The 20,726-nt window shown below is 64.8% G+C and carries 19 protein-coding genes; 12 read left to right on the top strand and 7 right to left on the bottom strand.

Going from position 1 to position 20,726, the window contains the following annotated elements:
• Positions 1–56: 56 nt before the first annotated feature.
• From QGV55_RS16680 to QGV55_RS16655, 6 genes are all read left to right on the top strand, one after another.
• Complete coding sequence (locus QGV55_RS16680) at positions 57–1,094, top strand: hypothetical protein (RefSeq protein WP_281019505.1); 1,038 nt, start codon at positions 57–59, stop codon at positions 1,092–1,094.
• A 7-nt stretch (positions 1,095–1,101) separates the two neighbouring features.
• A complete protein-coding gene (locus tag QGV55_RS16675) occupies positions 1,102–1,557 on the top strand; it encodes a YaiI/YqxD family protein (RefSeq protein WP_281019506.1) in 456 nt (151 codons plus the stop codon).
• A gap of 229 nt (positions 1,558–1,786) precedes the next feature.
• Positions 1,787–2,254 (top strand): YtoQ family protein, encoded by a 468-nt coding sequence (locus QGV55_RS16670; RefSeq protein WP_281019507.1) that lies wholly within the window; start codon positions 1,787–1,789, stop codon positions 2,252–2,254.
• 114 nt (positions 2,255–2,368) lie between these two features.
• A complete protein-coding gene (gene thrC / locus QGV55_RS16665) occupies positions 2,369–3,778 on the top strand; it encodes a threonine synthase (RefSeq protein WP_281019508.1) in 1,410 nt (469 codons plus the stop codon).
• Positions 3,775–5,040, top strand: a complete 1,266-nt coding sequence (locus tag QGV55_RS16660) for a pitrilysin family protein (RefSeq protein ID WP_281019509.1) — start codon at positions 3,775–3,777, stop codon at positions 5,038–5,040. Before thrC ends, QGV55_RS16660 begins: the two co-directional genes overlap by 4 nt.
• 135 nt (positions 5,041–5,175) lie before the next feature.
• On the top strand, positions 5,176–5,766 hold the full coding sequence (locus QGV55_RS16655; RefSeq protein ID WP_281019510.1) for a GNAT family protein: 591 nt from the start codon (positions 5,176–5,178) through the stop codon (positions 5,764–5,766).
• A 197-nt stretch (positions 5,767–5,963) separates the two neighbouring features.
• Here QGV55_RS16655 and QGV55_RS16650 read toward each other — a convergent pair whose 3' ends face one another.
• Entirely contained in the window at positions 5,964–6,476 is a 513-nt protein-coding gene (locus QGV55_RS16650; RefSeq protein WP_281019511.1) for a hypothetical protein, read from the bottom strand.
• Between the two features lie 345 nt (positions 6,477–6,821).
• On the opposite strand from QGV55_RS16650, the gene QGV55_RS16645 reads away from it, so the two are divergent.
• From QGV55_RS16645 to QGV55_RS16630, 4 genes are read left to right on the top strand one after another with little or no spacing between them, the layout of a single operon-like run.
• The gene (locus QGV55_RS16645; RefSeq protein ID WP_281019512.1) at positions 6,822–6,992 is read left to right on the top strand and encodes a hypothetical protein; all 171 of its coding nucleotides are present in this window, start codon (positions 6,822–6,824) and stop codon (positions 6,990–6,992) included.
• Positions 6,993–9,077, top strand: coding sequence for a sensor domain-containing phosphodiesterase (locus QGV55_RS16640; protein WP_348638813.1), 2,085 nt, complete (start codon positions 6,993–6,995; stop codon positions 9,075–9,077).
• A 45-nt stretch (positions 9,078–9,122) separates the two neighbouring features.
• The gene (locus QGV55_RS16635; protein ID WP_281019513.1) at positions 9,123–10,730 is read left to right on the top strand and encodes a carboxyl transferase domain-containing protein; all 1,608 of its coding nucleotides are present in this window, start codon (positions 9,123–9,125) and stop codon (positions 10,728–10,730) included.
• Positions 10,731–10,746: 16 nt separating this feature from the next.
• On the top strand, positions 10,747–12,774 hold the full coding sequence (locus tag QGV55_RS16630) for an acetyl/propionyl/methylcrotonyl-CoA carboxylase subunit alpha (RefSeq protein WP_348637681.1): 2,028 nt from the start codon (positions 10,747–10,749) through the stop codon (positions 12,772–12,774).
• 48 nt (positions 12,775–12,822) lie between these two features.
• Here QGV55_RS16630 and QGV55_RS16625 read toward each other — a convergent pair whose 3' ends face one another.
• The 5 genes from QGV55_RS16625 to hflK form a co-directional block, all read right to left on the bottom strand.
• Positions 12,823–13,965 carry an SRPBCC family protein gene (locus tag QGV55_RS16625; protein WP_281019515.1) on the bottom strand — a complete coding sequence of 381 codons (1,143 nt, stop codon included), beginning with the start codon at positions 13,963–13,965 and terminating at the stop codon, positions 12,823–12,825.
• Between the two features lie 10 nt (positions 13,966–13,975).
• A complete protein-coding gene (locus tag QGV55_RS16620) occupies positions 13,976–15,133 on the bottom strand; it encodes an aromatic ring-hydroxylating dioxygenase subunit alpha (protein ID WP_281019516.1) in 1,158 nt (385 codons plus the stop codon).
• Between the two features lie 84 nt (positions 15,134–15,217).
• On the bottom strand, positions 15,218–15,403 hold the full coding sequence (locus QGV55_RS16615) for a DUF2065 domain-containing protein (protein WP_281019517.1): 186 nt from the start codon (positions 15,401–15,403) through the stop codon (positions 15,218–15,220).
• A gap of 21 nt (positions 15,404–15,424) precedes the next feature.
• Positions 15,425–16,309 carry a protease modulator HflC gene (locus QGV55_RS16610; protein WP_281019518.1) on the bottom strand — a complete coding sequence of 295 codons (885 nt, stop codon included), beginning with the start codon at positions 16,307–16,309 and terminating at the stop codon, positions 15,425–15,427.
• Positions 16,309–17,451 carry an FtsH protease activity modulator HflK gene (hflK, locus tag QGV55_RS16605; RefSeq protein ID WP_281019519.1) on the bottom strand — a complete coding sequence of 381 codons (1,143 nt, stop codon included), beginning with the start codon at positions 17,449–17,451 and terminating at the stop codon, positions 16,309–16,311. Before hflK ends, QGV55_RS16610 begins: the two co-directional genes overlap by 1 nt.
• 169 nt (positions 17,452–17,620) lie before the next feature.
• Here hflK and apbC point away from each other — a divergent pair, with 169 nt between their 5' ends.
• Positions 17,621–18,763: an iron-sulfur cluster carrier protein ApbC gene (gene apbC, locus QGV55_RS16600; protein WP_281019520.1), complete on the top strand. Its 1,143-nt coding sequence runs from the start codon at positions 17,621–17,623 to the stop codon at positions 18,761–18,763.
• A 50-nt stretch (positions 18,764–18,813) separates the two neighbouring features.
• Here apbC and QGV55_RS16595 read toward each other — a convergent pair whose 3' ends face one another.
• Positions 18,814–19,788, bottom strand: a complete 975-nt coding sequence (locus QGV55_RS16595; protein ID WP_281019521.1) for a UDP-glucuronic acid decarboxylase family protein — start codon at positions 19,786–19,788, stop codon at positions 18,814–18,816.
• A gap of 237 nt (positions 19,789–20,025) precedes the next feature.
• Here QGV55_RS16595 and QGV55_RS16590 point away from each other — a divergent pair, with 237 nt between their 5' ends.
• Complete coding sequence (locus tag QGV55_RS16590; RefSeq protein ID WP_281019522.1) at positions 20,026–20,706, top strand: hypothetical protein; 681 nt, start codon at positions 20,026–20,028, stop codon at positions 20,704–20,706.
• Positions 20,707–20,726: the final 20 nt, after the last annotated feature.

Here is a 20,726-nt window from a genome sequence, read left to right as displayed (position 1 = left end):
AAGCATACTGCACTCGCGCCCGCAACGGGGCGTTTGGGGAACGGGGAGATCGCAGAATGGCACTTCAGGCAATTCCGACCATGCTGGTGGGCAGCTATCCGCAGCCCGGTTGGCTGGTGAACCGCGATGTCCTGATGGGCAGTTCGCCGCCACGGGTCCGGATGAAGGATGTCTGGCTGCCACGCGCCGAGGAACTGGAGGAGGCGCAGGATGATGCCTGCCTGCTGGCGCTCCGGGACCAGGAAAAGGTGGGCATCGACATCGTCTCCGACGGGGAGTGCCGCCGGGAGAGCTACTTCAACCATTTCGCCAATGCGCTGGGCGGCATCGACATCGACAATCCCGGCGAGATGCCGGGGCGCACGGGCAAGCCGACCCTGGTGCCGCGGGTTGTCGGGCCGATCACCCGCAGCGGCGGGGTGCAGGTCCGCGATGTGGCCTTCATGCGCCGCCACACCGATCGCGCGGTCAAGGTCACGATCCCCGGCGCCTTCACCATGGCACGCATGGCCAAGGACGAATATTACGGTGACCAGGGCAAGCTGATCAGCGCCTATGCCGCCGTGCTGAATGCGGAGATCAGGGAGATGAAGGCCGCAGGTGCCGACATCATCCAGATCGACGAACCGCATATGCAGGCCCACCCGGAGGAGGCGCGGAAGTACGGCATCGACGCCATCAACCAGGCGCTGGACGGGGTCGAGGGCATGACCATTGTCCATGTCTGCTTCGGCTATGCCTATGTCGTGAAGGACAAGCCATCGGGCTATTCCTTCCTGGCCGAGCTGGATGCCTGTGACGCCAGCGCGATTTCCATCGAGGCGGCGCAGCCGAAGCTGGACCCCTCGATCATCGACCGGCTGCCGTCGAAGCAGATCGTCTATGGCGTCCTCGACCTGGGCACCAATGATGTCGAGACGCCGGATCAGGTGGCTGACCGGCTGCGCGGGGCCGTGGGGCATGCGGGCGCGGCGCGGGTCATCGCTGCGCCGGACTGTGGCATGAAGTACCTGCCGCGTGACGTGGCCTTCGGCAAGCTGTCGTCGCTGGCCGAGGGGGCAGCGATCGTCCGGCGCGAGGTTGCGGGGGACTGACTGCGGCATGACAAGCATCTACATCGACGCCGACGCCTGCCCGGTGAAGGACGAGATCCTGCGGGTCGCCAGCCGCCACCGGCTGCAGGTCTACATGGTTTCCAACGGCGGGATCCGCCCCAGCCCCGACCCGCTGGTCCAGACCGTGGTGGCGCCGGAGGGACCGGACGCCGCCGACATGTGGATCGCCGACCGGATCGGCCCCGGCGACATCTGCGTCACCGGTGACATTCCGCTGGCCGCACGCTGTCTGGAGCATGGCGGGGCCGCCATCCGCCACAATGGCGATCCCTTCACACCGGACAACATCGGCCACCAGCTTGCCATGCGCGACCTGATGGCGGACATGCGCGCTGCCAATCCGCTGGGCGCGGGCGGCGGCGGTCGCCCCTTCAGCAAGGCGGACAGATCGAACTTCCTGAACCGGCTGGAAACCATGGTGCAGGCCGCGAAGCGGGTCTGAGTGGGTGATCCTGGTGGTTTGTTGGTGGACCGTGCCACCCCTCTCCCCCTCCCGGCCACCCATTTCAGGATACTTGCGTGGGTGGCCGGGAGGGGGAGAGGGGTGGTGCGGTCAGCGAACAAGGCCAGGAGAGGGGAGGCACGGTCGACAAACGAATCCTGCCAAGGATGACAGCGCGTGGCCGATATGGCATTGGGTGGACCACCAGCGAAACCGGGAGTGCAGAACCATGAGCGACCTTTCCGTCTATCTGTCGGGCGAAATCCACACGGACTGGCGTGAGCGTATCGAGGCGGGTGCCGCCGCCGCCGGTCTGGACATCGAATTCACCGCGCCGGTGACCGACCACGGGTCCAGCGACGATTGCGGCGTGGCGATCCTGGGGCAGGAGAACAATGGCTTCTGGAAGGATCACAAGGGCGCCAAGATCAACGCCATCCGCACCCGCACCCTGATCGAGCGCGCGGACGTGGTCGTGGTCCGTTTCGGCGACAAGTACAAGCAGTGGAATGCCGCCTTCGACGCGGGTTATGCGGCGGCGATGAACACGCCGCTGATCGTGCAGCATGATCCCTCCCTGACGCACCCGCTGAAGGAAGTGGACGCCGCCGCACTGGCCGTGGCCGAAACGCCGGAACAGGTGGTCGAGATCCTGGCCTATGTCATCAAGGGCGAACTGAAGCAGCTCTCCGCCTGAGCGGATTGCACCGCTGTTCCAACCCTCTCCTCTGCCCGGCCACCCGCGCAGGTAGCCTGAAATGGCTGGCCCGGGAGGGGACGGGACAGACAGCAAACAACAGAAAGGTCGAGCGTGCGCTATGTGAGCACCCGGGGCGTTGCCCCGGTCCTGGAATTCGATGATGTTCTGCTGACCGGCCTGGCGCGGGATGGTGGCCTGTATGTGCCGGAGTCCCTGCCGCAGCTTGATCTGGCCGGGTTGCAGGGCCTGTCCTATGCCGACCTTGCCGCACGGGTGCTGGGACCGCTGACCGGTGACAGTATCGGGCAGGATGAATTCCGGCAGATGATGGCGGATACCTATGCCGCCTTCGACCATACCGCCGTTGCGCCGCTGAAGCAGATCGGCGCCAACGACTGGGTGATGGAGCTGTTTCATGGCCCCACCCTGGCGTTCAAGGACTTCGCGTTGCAGGCGCTGGGGCGGTTCTTCGACCGGGTGCTGTCGGATCGCGGCGAGCGGGTGACGATCCTGGGGGCCACGTCCGGCGATACCGGGTCGGCGGCCATCGAAGGCTGCCGGGGGCGTGAGGCGGTGGACATCTTCATCCTGTATCCGCTGGGCCGGGTCTCGGACGTGCAACGGCGACAGATGACGACCGTCGAGGACGCGAACGTCCACGCCATCGCCATCGAGGGCGATTTCGATGACTGTCAGGCACTGGTCAAGGCGGCCTTCAACGATCTGCGGTTCAGGGATTCCATGCGGCTGTCGGCGGTCAATTCGATCAACTGGGCGCGGGTCGCGGCGCAGGTGGTCTATTACGTCCATGCCGGGATCGCGCTGGGCGGACGGCCGCTTGCCTTCTCCGTCCCGTCCGGCAATTTCGGCAACATCTTTGCGGGCGAGATCGCACGCCGCATGGGGCTGCCGGTGGATACGCTGCTGATTGCCACCAACGTCAACGACATCCTGACCCGGTTCTTCGATACCGGCGAATATCGCACCCGGGGTGTCAGCGCGACCATGAGCCCGTCGATGGATATTCAGGTTTCATCCAACTTCGAGCGGCTGCTGTTCGACATGGTGGATCGCGACGGCCCCCGTGTTCAGGGCCTGATGGACAACCTGAAACAGTCGGGTGGTTTCACGGCCCCTGCCGCCGCCTTCGAGGCGGCGCAGAAGGTCTTCACCGCCCGGCGGGTGGACGAGGATGAAACACTGGAAGAGATGCGCAGGGTCTGGCGCGACACGGGCGAGATCCTGGACCCGCACAGTGCCATCGGCACCGCTGCCGCGCGGCGCGCGCGGGCGGAGGGCCGGATTGCCGACGCGGTGCCGACGGTCAGCCTGGCCACAGCCCATCCGGCCAAGTTCCCGGATGCGGTCCAGCAGGCCATTGGCGTTCACCCGGCACTGCCCGAACGGCTGGCCGATCTGCATGAGCGGAAGGAGCGCAGCATCACCCTGCCCAACGACCTCGGCGCGCTGCAGCGCCATCTGGAATCCTATGCCCGCATCGCGGGCGGAGGGGCGAATTGAGCGCGGGGGTGCTGCACACCCTGCCCAGCGGTCTGCGGGTCGCGGTTGCCCCGATGCCCGGCGTGGAGACGGTCTCCGTCGGTGTCTGGGTCGATGTCGGCGGTCGGCATGAGCGCGTCCACGAGAACGGTCTGGCGCACATGCTGGAGCATATGGCCTTCAAGGGTACCGCGCGCCGCTCCGCCCTGCGCATTGCGGAGGAGATCGAGGATGTGGGGGGGTACCTGAACGCCTACACCAGTCGCGAACAGACCGCCTATTACGCCCGTGTGATGCGCGACGACACCGATCTGGCCATCGAACTGATTGCCGACATCCTGCTGCAGTCGACCTTCCCGGAGGAAGAGCTGGCGCGGGAGCGGGAGGTGGTGCGCCAGGAGATTGCGCAGGTCAATGACACCCCCGACGACCTGATCTTCGACCATCTGCAGGCGGCGGCCTATCCGGACCAGCCCGTCGGCCGGTCGATCCTGGGCCTGCCCGAGCGGGTCTCGACCTTTGCCCGCAGCGACCTGCAGGGGTTCCTAGGGCGTGGCTACGGGGCCGAACGTATGGTGGTTGCCGCTGCCGGTGCGGTCGATCCGGACGCGTTCCTGAAAGCCATCGAGAAGCTGTTCGCCGATGTCGGCACCGTTACCGATGACACGCCGGAGCCGGCGGTCTGGCAGGGCGGCGCCATCATCGACCGGCGGACGCTGGAGCAGACCCATCTGGCACTGGGATTCGACGGGGTGACGATCCACGACCCGGATTTCATCGCCGCGCAGGTGGTGTCGAACGTACTGGGCGGCGGCATGTCCTCGCGCCTGTTTCAGGAGGTGCGGGAGAAGCGTGGCCTGGCCTATTCCGTGTTCAGCTTTGCCGGGGCCATGGCCGATGGCGGCATGGTCGGTGTCTATGCCGCTTCCTCCCCCGACAGCGTCGCGGAACTGGGGCCGGTGCTGGCCGGGGAGATACTCAGGCTGGCGGAAGACACGAACGAGGTGGAAACCGCCCGTGCCCGGGCGCAGATGAAGGCGGGACTGGTGATGTCGCTGGAAAGCTCCTCCGCCCGGCTGGAGCAGATTGCGCGCCAGGTGCTGGTGCATGGCCGACCGCTGGAGACTGCCGACCTGCTGGCCCGGGTGGACGAGGTGGATGTCGCCACCTGCCGTCGGGTGGCGGAGAAACTGTTCGGGGCGGGCAAGCCGATGGCCATCGCGGCGGTGGGCGATACGGAACAGCTTGCGTCACCGGAGGCCTTCGCCGCACACTTTGCCTAGGAGGACCGCAGTCCTGGTGGCGGCATCGGCCCGCGCCCTCATCCGGCCACCCGTTGCAGGGCTTTCCCTCGGGTAGCCTGGTGGAGGAGCGGGCCGGTATGGACTTCGCGGGAACTGGTTTCAACCGGAGGGCACATGTTCGCGAACATGGCGTCAGATGATACCCGGCCCCTGTTGCGGGGCCGTCGTATCTACCTGCGTCCGCCGCAGGCGCATGACTGGCGGGCGTGGGCGGAATTGCGCGCGGGCAGTCGCGCGTTCCTGGAGCCGTGGGAGCCGACCTGGCCAGCCGACGCCCTGTCGCGCTTTTCCTACCGCCGCCGCCTGCGCCTCTATCAGCGTGACGCCCGCGCCGACCTGGCCTATTCCTTCCTGGTCTTCCGCAATGGCGATGATGCGCTGCTGGGCGGGATCACCCTGTCGAACGTGCGCCGCGGCGTGACCCAGGCGGCCTCCGCCGGCTACTGGATGGGCCAGCCCCATGCCCGGCAGGGCTACATGGCCGCCGCGATCACGCTGGTCTGCGACTGGTCGTTCGGTGAACTGGGTCTGCACCGGGTGGAGGCGGCCTGCCTGCCGGAGAACCTTCCCTCCGCCAGCCTGCTGCGCAAGTGCGGCTTCACGGAGGAAGGTTATGCGCGCAAGTATCTGCGCATCGCCGGATACTGGCGCGATCATCTGTTGTTCGCCGTGCTGGAGGCGGATGCGAGACCACGCTTTGATTGAAGTGTGATGAATCTCAACCAATAGTTACTCCCCTTATTAGATTTTCGGCTAGAGTCTCACCCGGTACGGGCGGGCGCTGAGTATTATTTCGCGTGCGTGAATGCTGAATAATCGGGAATGCAGAGAGTCCGGGTTTCAGTCTCCTTCAGGTGCCGAAATGAGAAAGACGCATGCGATCCGAGATCCGAACGTCATATTCAGAGATTCACTATTCCCTTCATGAACTGGAGAGAATAGATGCCCTGGACGGCATAGGATTGGCGCGTGTGCCGGACGATGCTGACCTTGATCTGATCCTGTCCACGCTGGTTGCGGTACTTGATTTTCCCATCGGCTTCATTGCCCTGGTCGATGACGACGCGCTGCGTTTCATCTCCAGGGTCGGGCTTGATCTCACCGAAGTTCCGCGCGCGGCCTCGTTCTGCACCCACACGATCCGGAATGACGGTCCGCTGGTCGTGGAAGACGCCCGGCTGGACAGCCGCTACAGAAGTCTGCCCCTGGTCGCCGGTGCACCGTATCTGGTGGCCTATGCCGGTGTTCCAATCCGCCCCAGCGCCGGATATCGCATCGCCACATTGTGTGTCGCCGATATGCAGCCACGGCATGTCGGCGAGGCCCAGAAGGCCACCCTGTGCCGGTTCGCCGGTCTGGTGGAACGCCTGATCGCAGGTATCGAACAGTCCGCAAGATCGACCGCAGACCAGCACGGTCTCCGAAGGTATCGAGACTGCGGAACAGCTTGCCTTCGTCCGCGACAACGGATCGACGCATGGTCAGGGCTATCTGCTGGGGCATCCCATGTCCGCTGCGGATGCGACGGCGCTGGTCAGGGTCGGCAGGATCGATATCGACAGCCTGATGATGTCGCGGCAGGTCTCGCGACCGGCCTAATGGCCTACCCACCCAATGAGTGCATAGTTGCGGTTTTTATGCATCTGTCAGTTAAACGTGCACGTGTGCATGGAGAGAAAATGTGCTTAATATGTAGCATGTGAGTACCTAAGTCCCCGGGTTGTGGCTCCTGGCTGCGCCTTGTGTCGTCTGGAGTTGAGTTGGAATCGCGTCTGGTCAAGAACGAGGATCATCGTGTCGCGGCCCTGCATGGGCTGGGTCTTCCGAACAGTGATGCCGACGCGGACCTGGATTTCATCATTGCGTGTCTCTGCCAGAAGCTCGGGTTTCCGGTGGGATTCGTCTCCCTCATCGACCGGGATACGCAGTGACTGAAATCTATCCATGGTCTGAGTGCCAGACAGGTACCCCGCAGCAATACCTTTTGTGACTACACGATCCGTGATGATGTCCCCCTGGTGGTGGAGAACGCGCCTCAGGATCCGCGGTTCGACACCAATCCGTTCGTCACCGGTCCCCCGCATCTGCGCGCCTATGCCGGTGCACCGATCCGTACGGTCGACGGCTACTGTATCGGTACGGTCTGCGTGGCTGACTTCGAGCCAAGGACGATCAGCGATGCGGAGACCGCGACGCTTTGCCGGTTCGCCAGCATTGTCGAACGGCTGATCACCCTTGGAGGCGCGTCATCCCCGTCAGCCACTCCCCTGATGACCCCGGACCCGTCGTCCCCGCCGCGCAACAAGATTGCCGAGCACTACCAGAGACTTGAAGAGACCCTGGCCGCTGGTCACTGGGAACTGGATCTGGCCAGGAACACATTCAAGCTGAGCCCCGGCGCATTTGACCTGCACCGCTTGCCCGGGGCCCAGGCCCGGACCTTCCGGTCGGTCGCGGCGCGCTATCCGGAGAGCGAACGCAGACGCATTGCCGACGCATTGCGTCTTGCCCGCGATGTCGGGCGCCCCTTCGACATGAAGTCCTTCTTCGTCGATGCGGTGGGCCTGCCCCGTCAGGTCCGCGTGCGCGGCGAGAGAGTCTCCGGAGAGGGCAGGTCGGCGCGCATCGCAGGCGTGGTCCATGATGTCTCGGGGGTGCACGAGACGGAGATCCGGCTGACCAGTGCCATCAATGCCGACCCGATCACGCGGGTGAGCAACAGCCAGGCGTTCGAGCGGAACCTGGCCGACCGGATTGCGGGTGCTCCGGATGAACCATTCGCCCTGATTTCCGTCGGTATCCCGGATATCGTGACCGTCCGTCAGTCCCATGGGCTGTCACAGATGGATGCGATGCTGCGGGATATTGCAACCGTGCTGCGTACCGATCTGCAGGAGGGTGAAACGCGGGGGCGGACGTCCTACGAGGCCTTCTCGATCATGACGGCGGAAGGTGTCTCGGCGGACAGTATCCGGGAGCGCTGCCGGCATCTGCTGACCCGGCTGAACGTGGAAGTCGCGGTGCTGCAGCGACGTCTGGACATCAACCCGGAGTCTTCCGTCGCGATCTATCCAAAGGATGGGGCGACGGTCGACCGGCTGCTCCGGTCGGCCGATCTGGCGCTGCGGGTGTCCTATGATGACCCGCATTCCGATGTGGTGTTCTTTGATCCGCTGATGCGGGACCGCTTCGAGATCAGGGAGAATGCCACCGACTTCCTGCAGGCGGCGGTCGATGAGCACCGGATCCTGCCATTCTACCAGCCGATCGTGCGGCTTTCCGACGGATCGGTCTCCGGGTTCGAGGCCCTGGTCAGGGTGAGGCTGCCGGACGGTTCCCTGTCTGATCCGCCGCAGTTCTGGCCTGCCCTGATGGATGCGAGCATGTCGCGCAAGGTCGGCTTCATCATGCGCGATGCGGTGATCAGCCAGATGCAGCAATGGCGTGAATTGTATGGGCTGACACCATCCATATCCCTGAACGCGGCCTGGTCGGATCTGTCGAATGGTGGCATGCACGCCGATCTGATCAAGATGCTGGCTGCCCGGAATCTGGAACCGGGACAATTGAAGATCGAGGTCACGGAGACCGTGATGCTCTCCGAACCTGCGACCAGTGTCGACGCCAACCTGAAGTCACTGCGCGCCCAGGGCGTGCGGATATCGCTCGATGATTTCGGCACCGGCTACGGCTCCCTGATCAGTCTGCTCTCCCTGCCGACCGATGAGGTCAAGATCGACCGGAACTTTGTCGGGACCGTGATGGAGCGGGCCGCAAGCCGCGCGATCACCAGTTCGATCATCGAGCTCGCGGCAAAGATGGGTATCACGACGGTTTCTGAAGGCATCGAGACCCCCGCGCAGCTTGCCTTCGTCCGGGAACGCGGCTCGACGCATGGCCAGGGTTATCTGCTTGGACCACCGATGCCTGATGACGCAGCCGCGGCGCTGCTGCGGAGGGGCTATGTCGATCTCGACGCCCATAGCGATCTTTCCCCTGCGGCCAAAGGCATCTAGAAGAGGCATCAGGACAGGAAACACTCCGGGGGGAGATCGCTGCAGATGCCGGTGCTCAAATCCGAGATCAATACGCGCTCCGACGCGTTCAAGGCCAATACGGCCCATTGGCGCGCCGAGATCGCGCGCCTGAAGGACCGGGTAGCGGAGATCAAGCAGGGCGGCGGGGAACGGTCGCGCAAGCGCCATCTGGAACGGGGCAAGATGCTGCCGCGGGAACGCATCCGGGCGCTGGTTGATCCCGGCGCGCCTTTCCTGGAGCTGAACCAGCTTGCTGCCTGGGGCCAGTATGACGGGGAGGTGCCGTCCGGCGGCATCATCACTGGCATCGGCCGGGTGTCGGGCCGCGAATGCATCATCATCTGCAACGATGCCACGGTGAAGGGTGGCACCTATTACCGCGAGACCGTGAAGAAGCATCTCCGGGCGCAGGAAGTGGCGCTGGAAAACAACCTGCCCTGCATTTCCCTGGTCGACAGCGGCGGCGCGAACCTGCCGCAGTGGCCGGATGTATTTCCGGACCGGGAGCATTTCGGTCGCATCTTCTACAATCAGGCCAACATGTCGGCGCGCGGCATCCCGCAGATCGCCGTGGTCATGGGCAGTTGCACCGCGGGCGGGGCCTATGTGCCAGCCATGTCCGATGACGCCATCATCGTGCGCCAGCAGGGCACGATCTTCCTGGGCGGCCCGCCGCTGGTGAAGGCCGCGACGGGGGAGATCGTCTCGGCCGAGGACCTGGGGGGCGCGGATGTGCATTCCCGCACCTCCGGCGTCACCGACCATTACGCCATGAATGATGCCCACGCACTGGCCATGGCGCGCAACATCGTCGCCAACCTGAACCGGGTGAAGCCGGTCACCCTGCAGACCCGCGCACCCGTCGCCCCGGCATTCGATCCGGAGGAGCTCTATGGCGTGCTGCCGCAGGACGTGCGTCAGCCCTATGACGTGCGCGAACTGATCGCGCGCATGGTCGACGGCTCCGAATTCGACGAGTTCAAGAAGCTCTACGGCCCGACGCTGGTCTGCGGCTTTGCCCACATCATGGGCTATCCGGTAGGCATCGTGGCCAACAACGGCATCCTGTTTTCCGAATCCTCGAAGAAGGGCGCGCACTTCATCGAGCTTTGCAGCCAGCGTCACGTGCCGCTGCTGTTCCTGCAGAACATCTCCGGCTTCATGGTAGGACGGAAGTATGAATCGGGCGGCATCGCCAAGGATGGGGCCAAGCTGGTCACCGCCGTTGCCACCACGAAGGTGCCGAAGTTCACCATGGTCGTCGGCGGATCCTATGGTGCGGGCAACTACGGCATGTGTGGCCGGGCCTACAGCCCCCGCTTCCTGTGGATGTGGCCCTCCGCCCGGCTGGCGCTGATGGGCTCGGAACAGGCCGCAGGCGTGCTCGCCACCGTCACGCGCGCCAACTACGAACGGCGCGGGGAGGAATGGTCGGCAGAGGATGAGGCTGCCTTCAGGAAGCCGATCTTCGACCAGTTCGAGGAACAGTCGGACCCCTATTTCGCCACTTCGCACCTCTGGGACGACGGTCTGGTGGACCCGGTAGACAGCCGCATGACCATGGGTCTGGCCCTGTCCGCCGCAATCAACAAGCCGCTGGAGGATACTTCCTTCGGCGTGTTCCGGATGTAGGGGCAGCACCATGGCATTGTTCGACAAGATCCTGATCGCGAACCGGGGCGAGATCGCCTGCCGCGTCATCCGCACCGCCCGCCACATGGGCATCCGCACTGTCGCTGTGCATTCCGACGCCGACGCCGGCGCCATGCATGTCGCCATGGCCGACGAGGCCGTGCGCATCGGTGAATCCGAGGTGACGAAGAGCTATCTGCTGGCCGACCGGGTGCTGGAGGCGGCGCAACGTACCGGCGCGCAGGCGATCCATCCCGGCTATGGCTTCCTGTCGGAGAACGCGGCCTTTGCGGATGCGATTGCCGCTGCCGGTCTGACCTTCATCGGCCCCAGCGCGGATTCGATCCGCCGCATGGGTCTGAAGGATGCAGCCAAGGCGATCATGGAGAAGGCCGGCGTGCCGGTCGTCCCCGGATACCACGGTGAGGGCCAGGACCCGGAGATGCTGGCAGCGGAGGCGGAGCGCATCGGCTATCCGGTGCTGATCAAGGCCGTCGCCGGTGGCGGTGGCAAGGGCATGCGCCAGGTGCACAAGGCGGAGGACTTCACCAAGGCCCTGGAAGGCGCGATGCGGGAGGGCAAGAATGCCTTCGGTGACGCGCGGGTGCTGATCGAGAAGTATCTGGTCAAGCCGCGCCATATCGAGGTGCAGGTCTTCGGTGACACCCACGGCAACGCGGTTCACCTGTTCGAGCGTGACTGCTCCATCCAGCGCCGCCACCAGAAGGTGATCGAGGAAGCCCCCGCCCCCGACATGCCGGCGGAGATGCGCCAGGCGATGGGGGAGGCGGCGGTGGCTGCCGCCCGTGCCATCGACTATCACGGTGCCGGCACGATCGAGTTCATTGCCGATGTGTCGGAGGGGCTGAGCCCCGACCGCTTCTACTTCATGGAGATGAACACCCGCCTGCAGGTGGAGCATCCGGTGACGGAACTGATCACCGGACAGGACCTGGTGGAGTGGCAGATCCGCGTCGCGGCCGGGGAACCCCTGCCGCTGGCGCAGGATGAACTGACCATCAAGGGTCACGCGCTGGAGGCACGGCTCTATGCGGAGAATCCGAACCGCATGTTCCTGCCCGCCACCGGCAAGCTGACCCGGCTGCGGTTCCCCGAAGGTGACACCGGACCGGGCGGCAATGGCCTGCGCGTCGATACCGGCGTGCGCGAAGGCGACAGCGTCACACCGTTTTATGATCCGATGATCGCCAAGCTGATCGTGCACGGGAAGGACCGGTCGGAGGCGATCCGGCGCATGGCCGGGCTGCTGGAGCGGACGCGCGTCGCCGGGCTGGTGACCAACATCTTCTTCCTGAAGCATCTCGTCACCCATGCGGCCTTCGACGCCGCCGACCTGGATACGGGCTTCATCGAGCGGTTCAGCGATGAGCTGCTGCCCCCTGTTGCGCCGGTTGACGACACGGTGCTGGCCCTGGCCACCCTGTCCGTGATTGCCGAACGCCGGAAGGCGGCGACCCGCGCCCACGCCAATGACCCCTTCAGTCCCTGGGACTCGGTCGATGGCTGGCGCCTGAACGATGACGGTCGGGAGGTGATGACCTACGCGGGCAACGATGCCCCGACGGAAGTCACGGTGCATTACCGGCGCGGCGGCGGCATGGTGCTGGATCTGCCGTGCGGTTCGGTCATGGCGGATGCCACTCTGGATGAAACGGGCGAACTGCTGGCGCGGCTCGACGGCCACCGGATCAGTGCGCTGGTTGCCCGCGACGGCAACGACCTGACCGTGCTGCGCGAGACCGGGCAGTGGAAACTGGAACTGATCGACCCGATGGATGCGGATCTGGAGGATGCGCTGGCCGGGGGCGCGATCACCGCACCGCTGCCCGGCAAGCTGATCCGCATCATGGCGGCGGAGGGGCAGAAGGTCCGCAAGGGCGATGCCCTGCTGATCCTGGAAGCCATGAAGATGGAACACACCATCACCGCCCCCCACAACGGCACCATCGGCCCCGTCAGCTTCGCCGAAGGCGATCAGGTGGAAGAAGGCACCGTCCTGCTGGCGGTCGAGACGGAGGAATAGCCGACAGCGCCTGAGCCGCCGCGCGGCCTGCGCTGAGAGACTGGTCCCTTATGCCGACAGGCTGGCGTTCAGGCTGGCGTGGTAGTGGGTCAGGGCGGGTTCGTTCAGGCCGTAGACCAGGGCTTCGTGGGCGCGGGCGGTGTGGCCGGACTGGATGGCCTCGCTGAGGGGGAAGTCCTCGCCATCGACGGTGCGGATCGCCAGGTCGATGTTCTTCTCGTAGTACTTCCTGGCCTTCTCGGTCTCGACGGCTTCCGGCGTGAAGACCGAGACTTCCACCTTGCAGCGGTCGGTGGCGTCACCCTTTGGATAGCTGCGCCACATCTCCACGTGACCGGCCTGCACCACCATCGTCACATTGGGGAAGAAGGTGTAGATGATCGCCGTCTCCGGGATCAGCCGCCAGTCCTCCTCCGGCTTCTCGCGCAGTTCCATGATGCGCCGGCGCGGCAGGGTCAGGCGGGAATGCGGGCCGAAGGAATCGAAGACCATCAGGTTGGAGAAGAAGATCGGTCCGACCGAGTCCCTGTGCAGGTACTGCAGGTGATAGCCCTCCATGAAGGTCTCCGGGCAGAGCTTCCAGTTCATCTGCCGTTCGATGGTCAGGCTGCGGTAGTGATGGAACCCGTCGAAGCCATAGGCGGCCATGTCCCGCTCCAGCCCCGCCAGGTGCCGGTCCACGTCGATCGGATCGCCGCCGCCGGGACGGATGAAGATCAGGCCGTGCTTCTCCGCTGACGGGACCTCGCTCAGGCCATGCGCCGACTTGCACATGCCCTCGAAGCTGCGCCCGTCAGGGATCGTCTGCAGTGCACCGTCCAGGCCGTAGGTCCAGGCATGATAGGGGCAGACGAAGCGCCGGGCATTGCCGGACCCCTGCGCCACCGGGGCGGCGCGGTGGCTGCAGACGTTGTGGAAGGCGCGCACGGCCCCTTCCTTGTCGCGCGTGATCAGGATGGAGCGTCCGTCGATCTCCTCGACGAAATAGTCACCGGCCTTCGCCACCCGTGCGCCAAATCCCACCAGCAGCGGCGCGTCGCGGAAGAGGGTGTGGCGTTCCCGGCCCAGCCGGTCCGCCGAGGTATAGCTGGTGACGGGATTGGCACCCAGTCGGTCGGCATAGCTGGTCGTTCCGGCATCGATATGCCCGAACAGGCGATGGATCATCGCAACCTGATCGTCATGGCGCATGGTATCTGACTCAGACGGTTGAATTGAGGCCGAGATGGGCCCGGATGCGGCTGTGATAGTGGCTCATGGCCGGTTCGTTGCGGCCATAGACGACATGCTCCGGCGCGCCGTTCTCGGCATTCTGCTGGATGATCCGGCCGAGCTCGAAATCCTCCGCCTCGACCGTGTCGATGGCGAGCTGCATGTTCTTCTGCCAGAAGTTCCGGGCCTTCTCGGACGTCGGCTTCTCGGGCACATAGGCGGAAAGCTCGATCACCGACCAGCCGGGGCCCCGCTTGTCGGGCCAGACCCGCCAGAGCTCGATGTTCGCCGCCCCCTGGACCACCCCGATCATCGTCGGAAACAGGCCATAGACGACGGCGGCATGGGTAATCAGGTCCCGCTCATCCTCCGGCACGTCGTTCAGGGTCGAGAACGTGTTGCGCGGGGCCACCATGCGGTGATGGTCGTCGAAGACATCGAAGGTCGTGCGGTTGGACTGCAGATAGGGGGCAATGGTCTTCTTGTGCAGGACATCGATGTGATAGGTCTCCAGGAAGGTGTCGATCACCAGCTTCCAGTTCATCGGCTGCACCATGCGGTAGCTGCCGAAGAAGTGGTAGCTGCCGAAGTTCCACTCCGCGAATTCCTCCGACAGGGATCCCATCGGGTTCTCCGGCATCGGCGTGGTGCGGTCCAGCGGGCCGATCCAGATCATGCCGTCCTTCTCCAGCGCCGGGACCTCGGTCAGGCCCAGTTCGGACTTGTCCACACCGTCGAAGCTGCGGGCGTCGGGAATGCCCTTCAGGCTGCCGTCCAGATTGTAGGTCCAGGCATGGTAGGGGCAGGCGAACATCTTCGCCTTGCCGCAGCCCTCCGCCACCGGCGCACCGCGGTGGCGGCAGACGTTCAGGAAGGCGTGGACGACACCGTCGCCGTCGCGCGTGATCAGCAGCGGATTGCCGTCGATGTTGTCGGTCACATAGTCGCCGGGTTCGGCCAGGCGGCCGCTCAGACCGAAGGGCAGGGGGCGCTGGCGGAAGAATATCTCCCGCTCCCGCTCCGCCCGGGCCGGATCGGTATAGGCGCTGAGTTCATTGCGCCAGGTCTCCGGCGCATAGGCGGTGCTGCCCTCTTCCTGATGTTTCAGAAGACGCCTGATCAGTTCCAGCTGCCTGTCGCGCCGCATGTTGACCTCCCCCGAGCCTCACCGGACGGCCCCAGGGGGGATCGTCCAATTGATAAGCTAGCGTACTAAATCGGGAGATGATCGTCAACCGCGCAGCAGCCAGACCATGCCGACCCCAAGGGTCGCCGCCACCAGGCCGATCATGCGAATGCGTTCAGTGGGCTGTGACAGGACCAGGGCGAGTGACCGGCGCATGGCGTCGGGAAAGAGGGCATAGAGCGCGCCCTCGATCACCGCCACCAGCGCCAGTGCAACCAGGAAATCCTGCATCGGACCCGTGGGGTATCCGGATCAGCGCCCGGCACCCCCCTGGACGCTGCCGATGTCACCGAAGAACCTGAAGAAGTCCGACTTCGGGTTCAGCACCATCGTCGTGTCGTCACCCTTGAGCGAGGCACGGTAGGCCTGCAGCGAGCGGTAGAAGGAGTAGAACTCCGGATCCCGGTTGGCGACATTGTTGAAGATGGCGGCACGGGCGCCGTCACCCTCACCACGCAGGATCTCCGACTGCTTCTCAGCCTCGGCCAGCAGCACCGTACGGTCACGTTCGGCACGGGCGGTGATGCGCCGCGCCTCCTCGTCACCCAGTGCCCGTTCCTCGCGCGCCTCACGCTGACGTTCGGTCTGCATGCGGTTGAAGATGGCGTTCTTGTTGGCTTCCGGCAGATCGGCACGCTTGATGCGGACATCGACGATCTCGACACCGAAACCACCCGCCTTCAGGTTCATCTGATCGGCGATCTTGGCCATCAGGGTGGAGCGTTCACCGGACAGCAGCGTCACGAACTCCTCATCACCCAGCACGGCACGCATGCTGGAAATCAGGATCGGCTGCAGCCGCGACCGGGCCTGACCGGTGGTGCGCACGGCCTGGTAGAACTGCAGCGGGTCGGTGATCTTGAACCGGCTGAAGGCATCCACCACCATCCGCTTCGTGTCCTTGGTGATGATCTCTTCCGGCTCGATGTCCAGCGACAGGATCCGCTTCTCGATGGGCACCACATCCTGAACGAACGGGATCTTGAAGTGGATGCCCGGCTCGGTATCGATCCGCTGCGGCGCACCGAACTCAAGCAGCAGGGCCTGCTGGGTCTGGTGCACGGTATAGACGGAACTGAACAGTGCGAACCCGGCAAGCGCAACCAGGACGGCAAGTGCAATAAGACCCTTGCTCATCAGTTTGTCCCCCGGCTCTTGTTGTTGAGTTCGTTGAGCGGCAGGTAGGGCACGACGCCCGAGCCTTCCTCGCCCTGCTCGATGATGATCTTGTTCATGTCACGCATGACCTCTTCCATCGTCTCCAGATAGAGACGGCGGCTGGTGACTTCCTTCGACGTGCGCCATTCGTTGACGATGGCGCTGTAGCGGGATGCCTCACCCTCGGCTTCGGCGATCTTCTGTTCCTTGTAGGCCTGGGCCTCTTCAAGAACCTTGGCCGCCTGACCACGGGCTTCCGGAATGATGGAATTGGCGAAGCCCTGCGCCTCGTTGATCTTCCGCGCGCGGTCGGCCTTTGCCGCCTGCACGTCGCGGAAGGAGTCGATGACCTCCGCCGGCGGGTCAACCGTCTGCAGCTTCACTTCGCTGATCTGGATACCTGCACCATACTCGTCCAGCGTCTGCTGGATCGTCTCCTGGACCGTCTGCTCGATCTCCAGCTTCTGTGCCGTCAGCACATCCTGGATCGGGCGGCGACCGATGACTTCACGCATCACGCTCTCGGCCACGGCCTTCAGCGTCGCCTCCGGCGCTTCGATGTTGAACAGGAACTTGCCCGCATCACCGATCAGCCAGATCACCGTGAAGTCGATGTCGACGATGTTCTCGTCGCCGGTGAGCATCAGGCTTTCGTCCTTCAGATCGCGACGGCGGTCGGTGCCGAGGCGCTGAAAGCCGACATCAAGCTGCTGCACCCGGGTGACTTCGGGCAGCAGCACCGTCTCGATGGGCGCTGGCAGATGATAGTTCAGGCCCGGGTCAGTGGTATCGACCCACTCGCCGAAGCGCAGCACGACACCCTGCTGGGAGGTATCGACTCGATAGAAGCCGCTGCCGAGCCAGATCACGAGAATGAGCAGCAGAACCACGATGACGCCGAGACGGCCGCCGCTGCCACCACCGGGGGTGAACCGTTTCAGGCGGTCCTGACCCTGCTTGATCAGATCCTCGATATTCGGTCCGGGGCCACCGGCCCCGCCGCCGCCGCCGCCCTGGCCACCGCCAGACGGCCCCTGTCCCCAGGGGCCGCGGTTTCCACCGCCGCCTTGCCATCCGCCGCCGCCGTTGCCGCTTCCGCCGCCTTGATTATTCCAGGGCATCTGCCGTCCCTTGCTTCTCGTGTCACAGGATCGAGGAAAACTGTCTGCGGCCCGCCCCTTTCGGGGGCACCGCAGGCGCGTTATATGACGTTGGCCCGGCGGGAGCAAACCCGACAGGACAACAGTGTTCACTGGTGCCATATCGGTGACAAGGCGGAGTTTTTCAACGATGGCGGATATTTCCGAGGCGCAGGTACGTCAGGCACTGGCCGGTGTGGTCGATCCGGACGTCGGTCAGGACGTGGTTTCGGCGGGCATGATCAGCGGTCTGGTGGTGAAGGGCAGCAATGTCGGTTTCGCTGTCGAGGTCGATCCCGCCATGGGCGCGGCCAAGGAGCCGCTGCGTGCAGCCTGCGAGAAGGCGGTGATGGCTCTGCCCGGCGTCACGTCCGTCACGGCGGTCCTCACCGCCCACAATCCGCAGGGCAGGGGGGCGCCGGCGGGTGGTCCGGTGCAGGGCGGGGCCAGGCCGCAGCAGGCCTCCGGTCCGAAGCCGCCGCAGAAGCAGGGCGTGCCCGGCGTGAAGTCCATCGTGGCCGTGGCATCGGCGAAGGGCGGGGTCGGCAAGTCGACGACCGCCGTCAATCTGGCCGTGGCCCTGTCGAAACAGGGCAAGAAGGTCGGGTTGCTGGACGCCGACATCTATGGCCCGTCCGTGCCGCGCCTGATGGGTCTGGCGGGCAAGCCGCATTCGCCGGACGGAAAATCCATCGACCCGATGGGCAATCACGGCATCGTCTGCATGTCCATCGGCTTCCTGATCGAAGGCGACACACCGATGATCTGGCGTGGTCCGATGGTGATGAGCGCGCTGGAACAGTTGCTGCGGGACGTGAACTGGGGGGAACTGGACGTGCTGATCGTCGACATGCCCCCGGGTACCGGTGACGCGCAGCTGACCATGGCGCAGCGGGTGCCGCTGACCGGCGCGGTGGTGGTCTCCACACCGCAGGACATTGCCCTGATCGACGCGCGCAAGGGCCTGGCGATGTTCCGCAAGGTGGATGTGCCGGTGCTCGGCATCATCGAGAACATGAGCTACTTCCTCTGCCCGAGCTGCGGCGAGCGGTCGGAGATCTTCGGCCACGGCGGTGCGCGGGAAACGGCGGCGGAACTCGGTACCGACTTCCTCGGCGAGATCCCGCTGCACATGTCGATCCGTGAGACCTCGGACGACGGTCTCCCGATCGTGTCGGTTGACCCCGACGGCGCGCACGCGATGATCTATCGCGGCATCGCCGACAGGGTCGCGGAGAAGATCGAGGAACAGCTTTCCGGGGGCCGGAAGGGCCCGCGAATCGTCATCCAGTAGCGGTCGCATTGCCCGGCCGGTGCCGCCTTCGGCCCTCCGGTACCCGGGATCTAACCGGCCATCGCCTCATGCTCCGCCAGAAGTTCGCGGAAATAGGCGATTGTCGGCACCAGCCCGTCGGCGAGCGGGATCGTCGGTTCCCAGTTCAGCAGGTTGCGGGCGCGGGTAATGTCGGGGCAGCGCTGCAGGGGGTCATCTGACGGCAGGGGCTCGCGCACGAGGCGCGATTCGCCGCCGATCTGTCCCATCACCTTTTCCGCCAGCTCCAGGATCGAGAACTCGCCCGGGTTGCCGATGTTGATTGGTCCGGTGACGCTGTCGTCGGTCTCCATCAGGCTGATCAGCCCCCGCACCAGGTCATCGACGTAGCAGAACGACCGGGTCTGGCTGCCGTCGCCATAGATGGTGATGGGCTTGCCGTTCAGGGCCTGCCAGATGAAGTTCGACACCACGCGCCCGTCCTTCGGGTGCATGCGCGGGCCATAGGTGTTGAAGATCCGCGCCACCTTGATCGCCAGTCCGTTCTGGCGGTGATAGTCGAAGAACAGGGTTTCCGCGCAGCGCTTGCCCTCGTCATAGCAGGACCGGACACCGATCGGATTGACATGCCCCCAGTAGTCTTCCGTCTGCGGATGCTGCTGCGGGTCGCCATAGACCTCGCTGGTGGAGGCCTGCAGGATCCTGCAGTTCAGCCGCTTGGCCAGGCCGAGCATGTTGATTGCACCATGGACTGAGGTCTTGGTCGTCTGGACCGGATCATGCTGGTAGTGAACCGGTGAGGCCGGGCAGGCGAGATTGTAGATCTCGTCGACCTCGACATAGAGCGGGAAGGTCACGTCATGGCGCATGAACTCGAAGCGCGGATGATTGTGCAGATGTTCGATATTGCGCTTCGTGCCGGTGAACAGGTTGTCCGCACACAGCACCTCGTGGCCCTGTTCCAGCAGGCGATCGCACAGATGCGAGCCGACAAATCCGGCGCCGCCGGTGACAAGAATGCGCTTGCGGCTGTCATAGAGCCTCATTGATCGGATTCCCCGAGGGTTGTTGCAGATGGTGCCGGAGGGCCCGGCCCGCTTCTGATGCCAGTTTCGGGCGCGCGCCACAATGGTGCAGATTTTTCACGCTCCGCCGTGCTGCCTTCGCGTTTCATGTGTGCTAGGTCGTTCCATCGAATGACGGCTTGTGCCGTGATCAGACAGCGGAACGATCTGCGGGGACCTGGTGTCGGGACCGGATCACGACGGGGATTGAGGAACATCATGGCCGGGGCATCACGATCAGCGACGGGGAAGGGCGCGCGGCAGGCGAGACGTATCGCCCTGCCGCTGTTCCTGCTCGGGTTCGTGTTTCTGTTCGGCCTGTTTGCCGCCCGCGCGATACCGGCCCTGCCGGTGCTGACGGAGCCGGATATCTCCGATGTCCCCATGTCGCGCCTGTTCACGCGCGCGGATCTTCTGACGCACAGGGCCGGAACCGCCATCGAGACCGGCAGCGCGGAATGGCGGTTCATGGTTCGGATGCGGGCGCTGCGCGACGCCGAACTGGCCGCCCGGAAGTCCCTCGCCCTGCGTCCTATCGGCAGTGAGGCCTGGAACGCCCGGGCCTACGCAGCGCTCAAGTCGGGGCGGGTGAGTGATGCCGGACGCTACACCCTGAACGCGCTGAACGATGGACCGTTCAGCAGCCGCTTCGCCCCAACGCGCTTCAGTCTCGGTCTCAGGTTCTGGGACAGCCTGTCGGAACAGCAGAAGCAGCGCCATTATGCGCTGATCCGCAACGCCATCTACTACGAACCGGAGGCCTTCCTGGGCGGCATTCTCCCCGCCGAGGAACTCGTCGCACATGCGCGCAAGGCCATCGGTGATGACAGTCAGCTGACAGGCAAGCTTGACCGCCGTCTCTTCCACATGGGTCTCACGCCGACCGGTGCGAAGAAGTGACCGGGGGCTGACGCGATACC

Source organism: Minwuia sp. IMCC3009, assembly GCF_029909415.1.
In the GTDB taxonomy this organism is placed as follows: domain Bacteria; phylum Pseudomonadota; class Alphaproteobacteria; order Minwuiales; family Minwuiaceae; genus Minwuia.
This window is presented reverse-complemented; position numbering and strand designations above follow the sequence as displayed.

Bases quoted from the DNA above. Each gene is read 5' to 3' on its own strand.
- QGV55_RS16590 (WP_281019522.1), top strand. From the start codon at position 20,026: ATGGCCGGGGCATCACGATCAGCGACGGGGAAGGGCGCGCGGCAGGCG.
- QGV55_RS16620 (WP_281019516.1), bottom strand. From the start codon at position 15,133: ATGCGGCGCGACAGGCAGCTGGAACTGATCAGGCGTCTTCTGAAACAT.
- hflK (WP_281019519.1), bottom strand. From the start codon at position 17,451: ATGCCCTGGAATAATCAAGGCGGCGGAAGCGGCAACGGCGGCGGCGGA.
- QGV55_RS16675 (WP_281019506.1), top strand. From the start codon at position 1,102: ATGACAAGCATCTACATCGACGCCGACGCCTGCCCGGTGAAGGACGAG.
- QGV55_RS16680 (WP_281019505.1), top strand. From the start codon at position 57: ATGGCACTTCAGGCAATTCCGACCATGCTGGTGGGCAGCTATCCGCAG.
- QGV55_RS16670 (WP_281019507.1), top strand. From the start codon at position 1,787: ATGAGCGACCTTTCCGTCTATCTGTCGGGCGAAATCCACACGGACTGG.
- QGV55_RS16625 (WP_281019515.1), bottom strand. From the start codon at position 13,965: ATGCGCCATGACGATCAGGTTGCGATGATCCATCGCCTGTTCGGGCAT.
- QGV55_RS16635 (WP_281019513.1), top strand. From the start codon at position 9,123: ATGCCGGTGCTCAAATCCGAGATCAATACGCGCTCCGACGCGTTCAAG.
- QGV55_RS16610 (WP_281019518.1), bottom strand. From the start codon at position 16,309: ATGAGCAAGGGTCTTATTGCACTTGCCGTCCTGGTTGCGCTTGCCGGG.
- QGV55_RS16595 (WP_281019521.1), bottom strand. From the start codon at position 19,788: ATGAGGCTCTATGACAGCCGCAAGCGCATTCTTGTCACCGGCGGCGCC.
- QGV55_RS16615 (WP_281019517.1), bottom strand. From the start codon at position 15,403: ATGCAGGATTTCCTGGTTGCACTGGCGCTGGTGGCGGTGATCGAGGGC.
- QGV55_RS16655 (WP_281019510.1), top strand. From the start codon at position 5,176: ATGTTCGCGAACATGGCGTCAGATGATACCCGGCCCCTGTTGCGGGGC.
- apbC (WP_281019520.1), top strand. From the start codon at position 17,621: ATGGCGGATATTTCCGAGGCGCAGGTACGTCAGGCACTGGCCGGTGTG.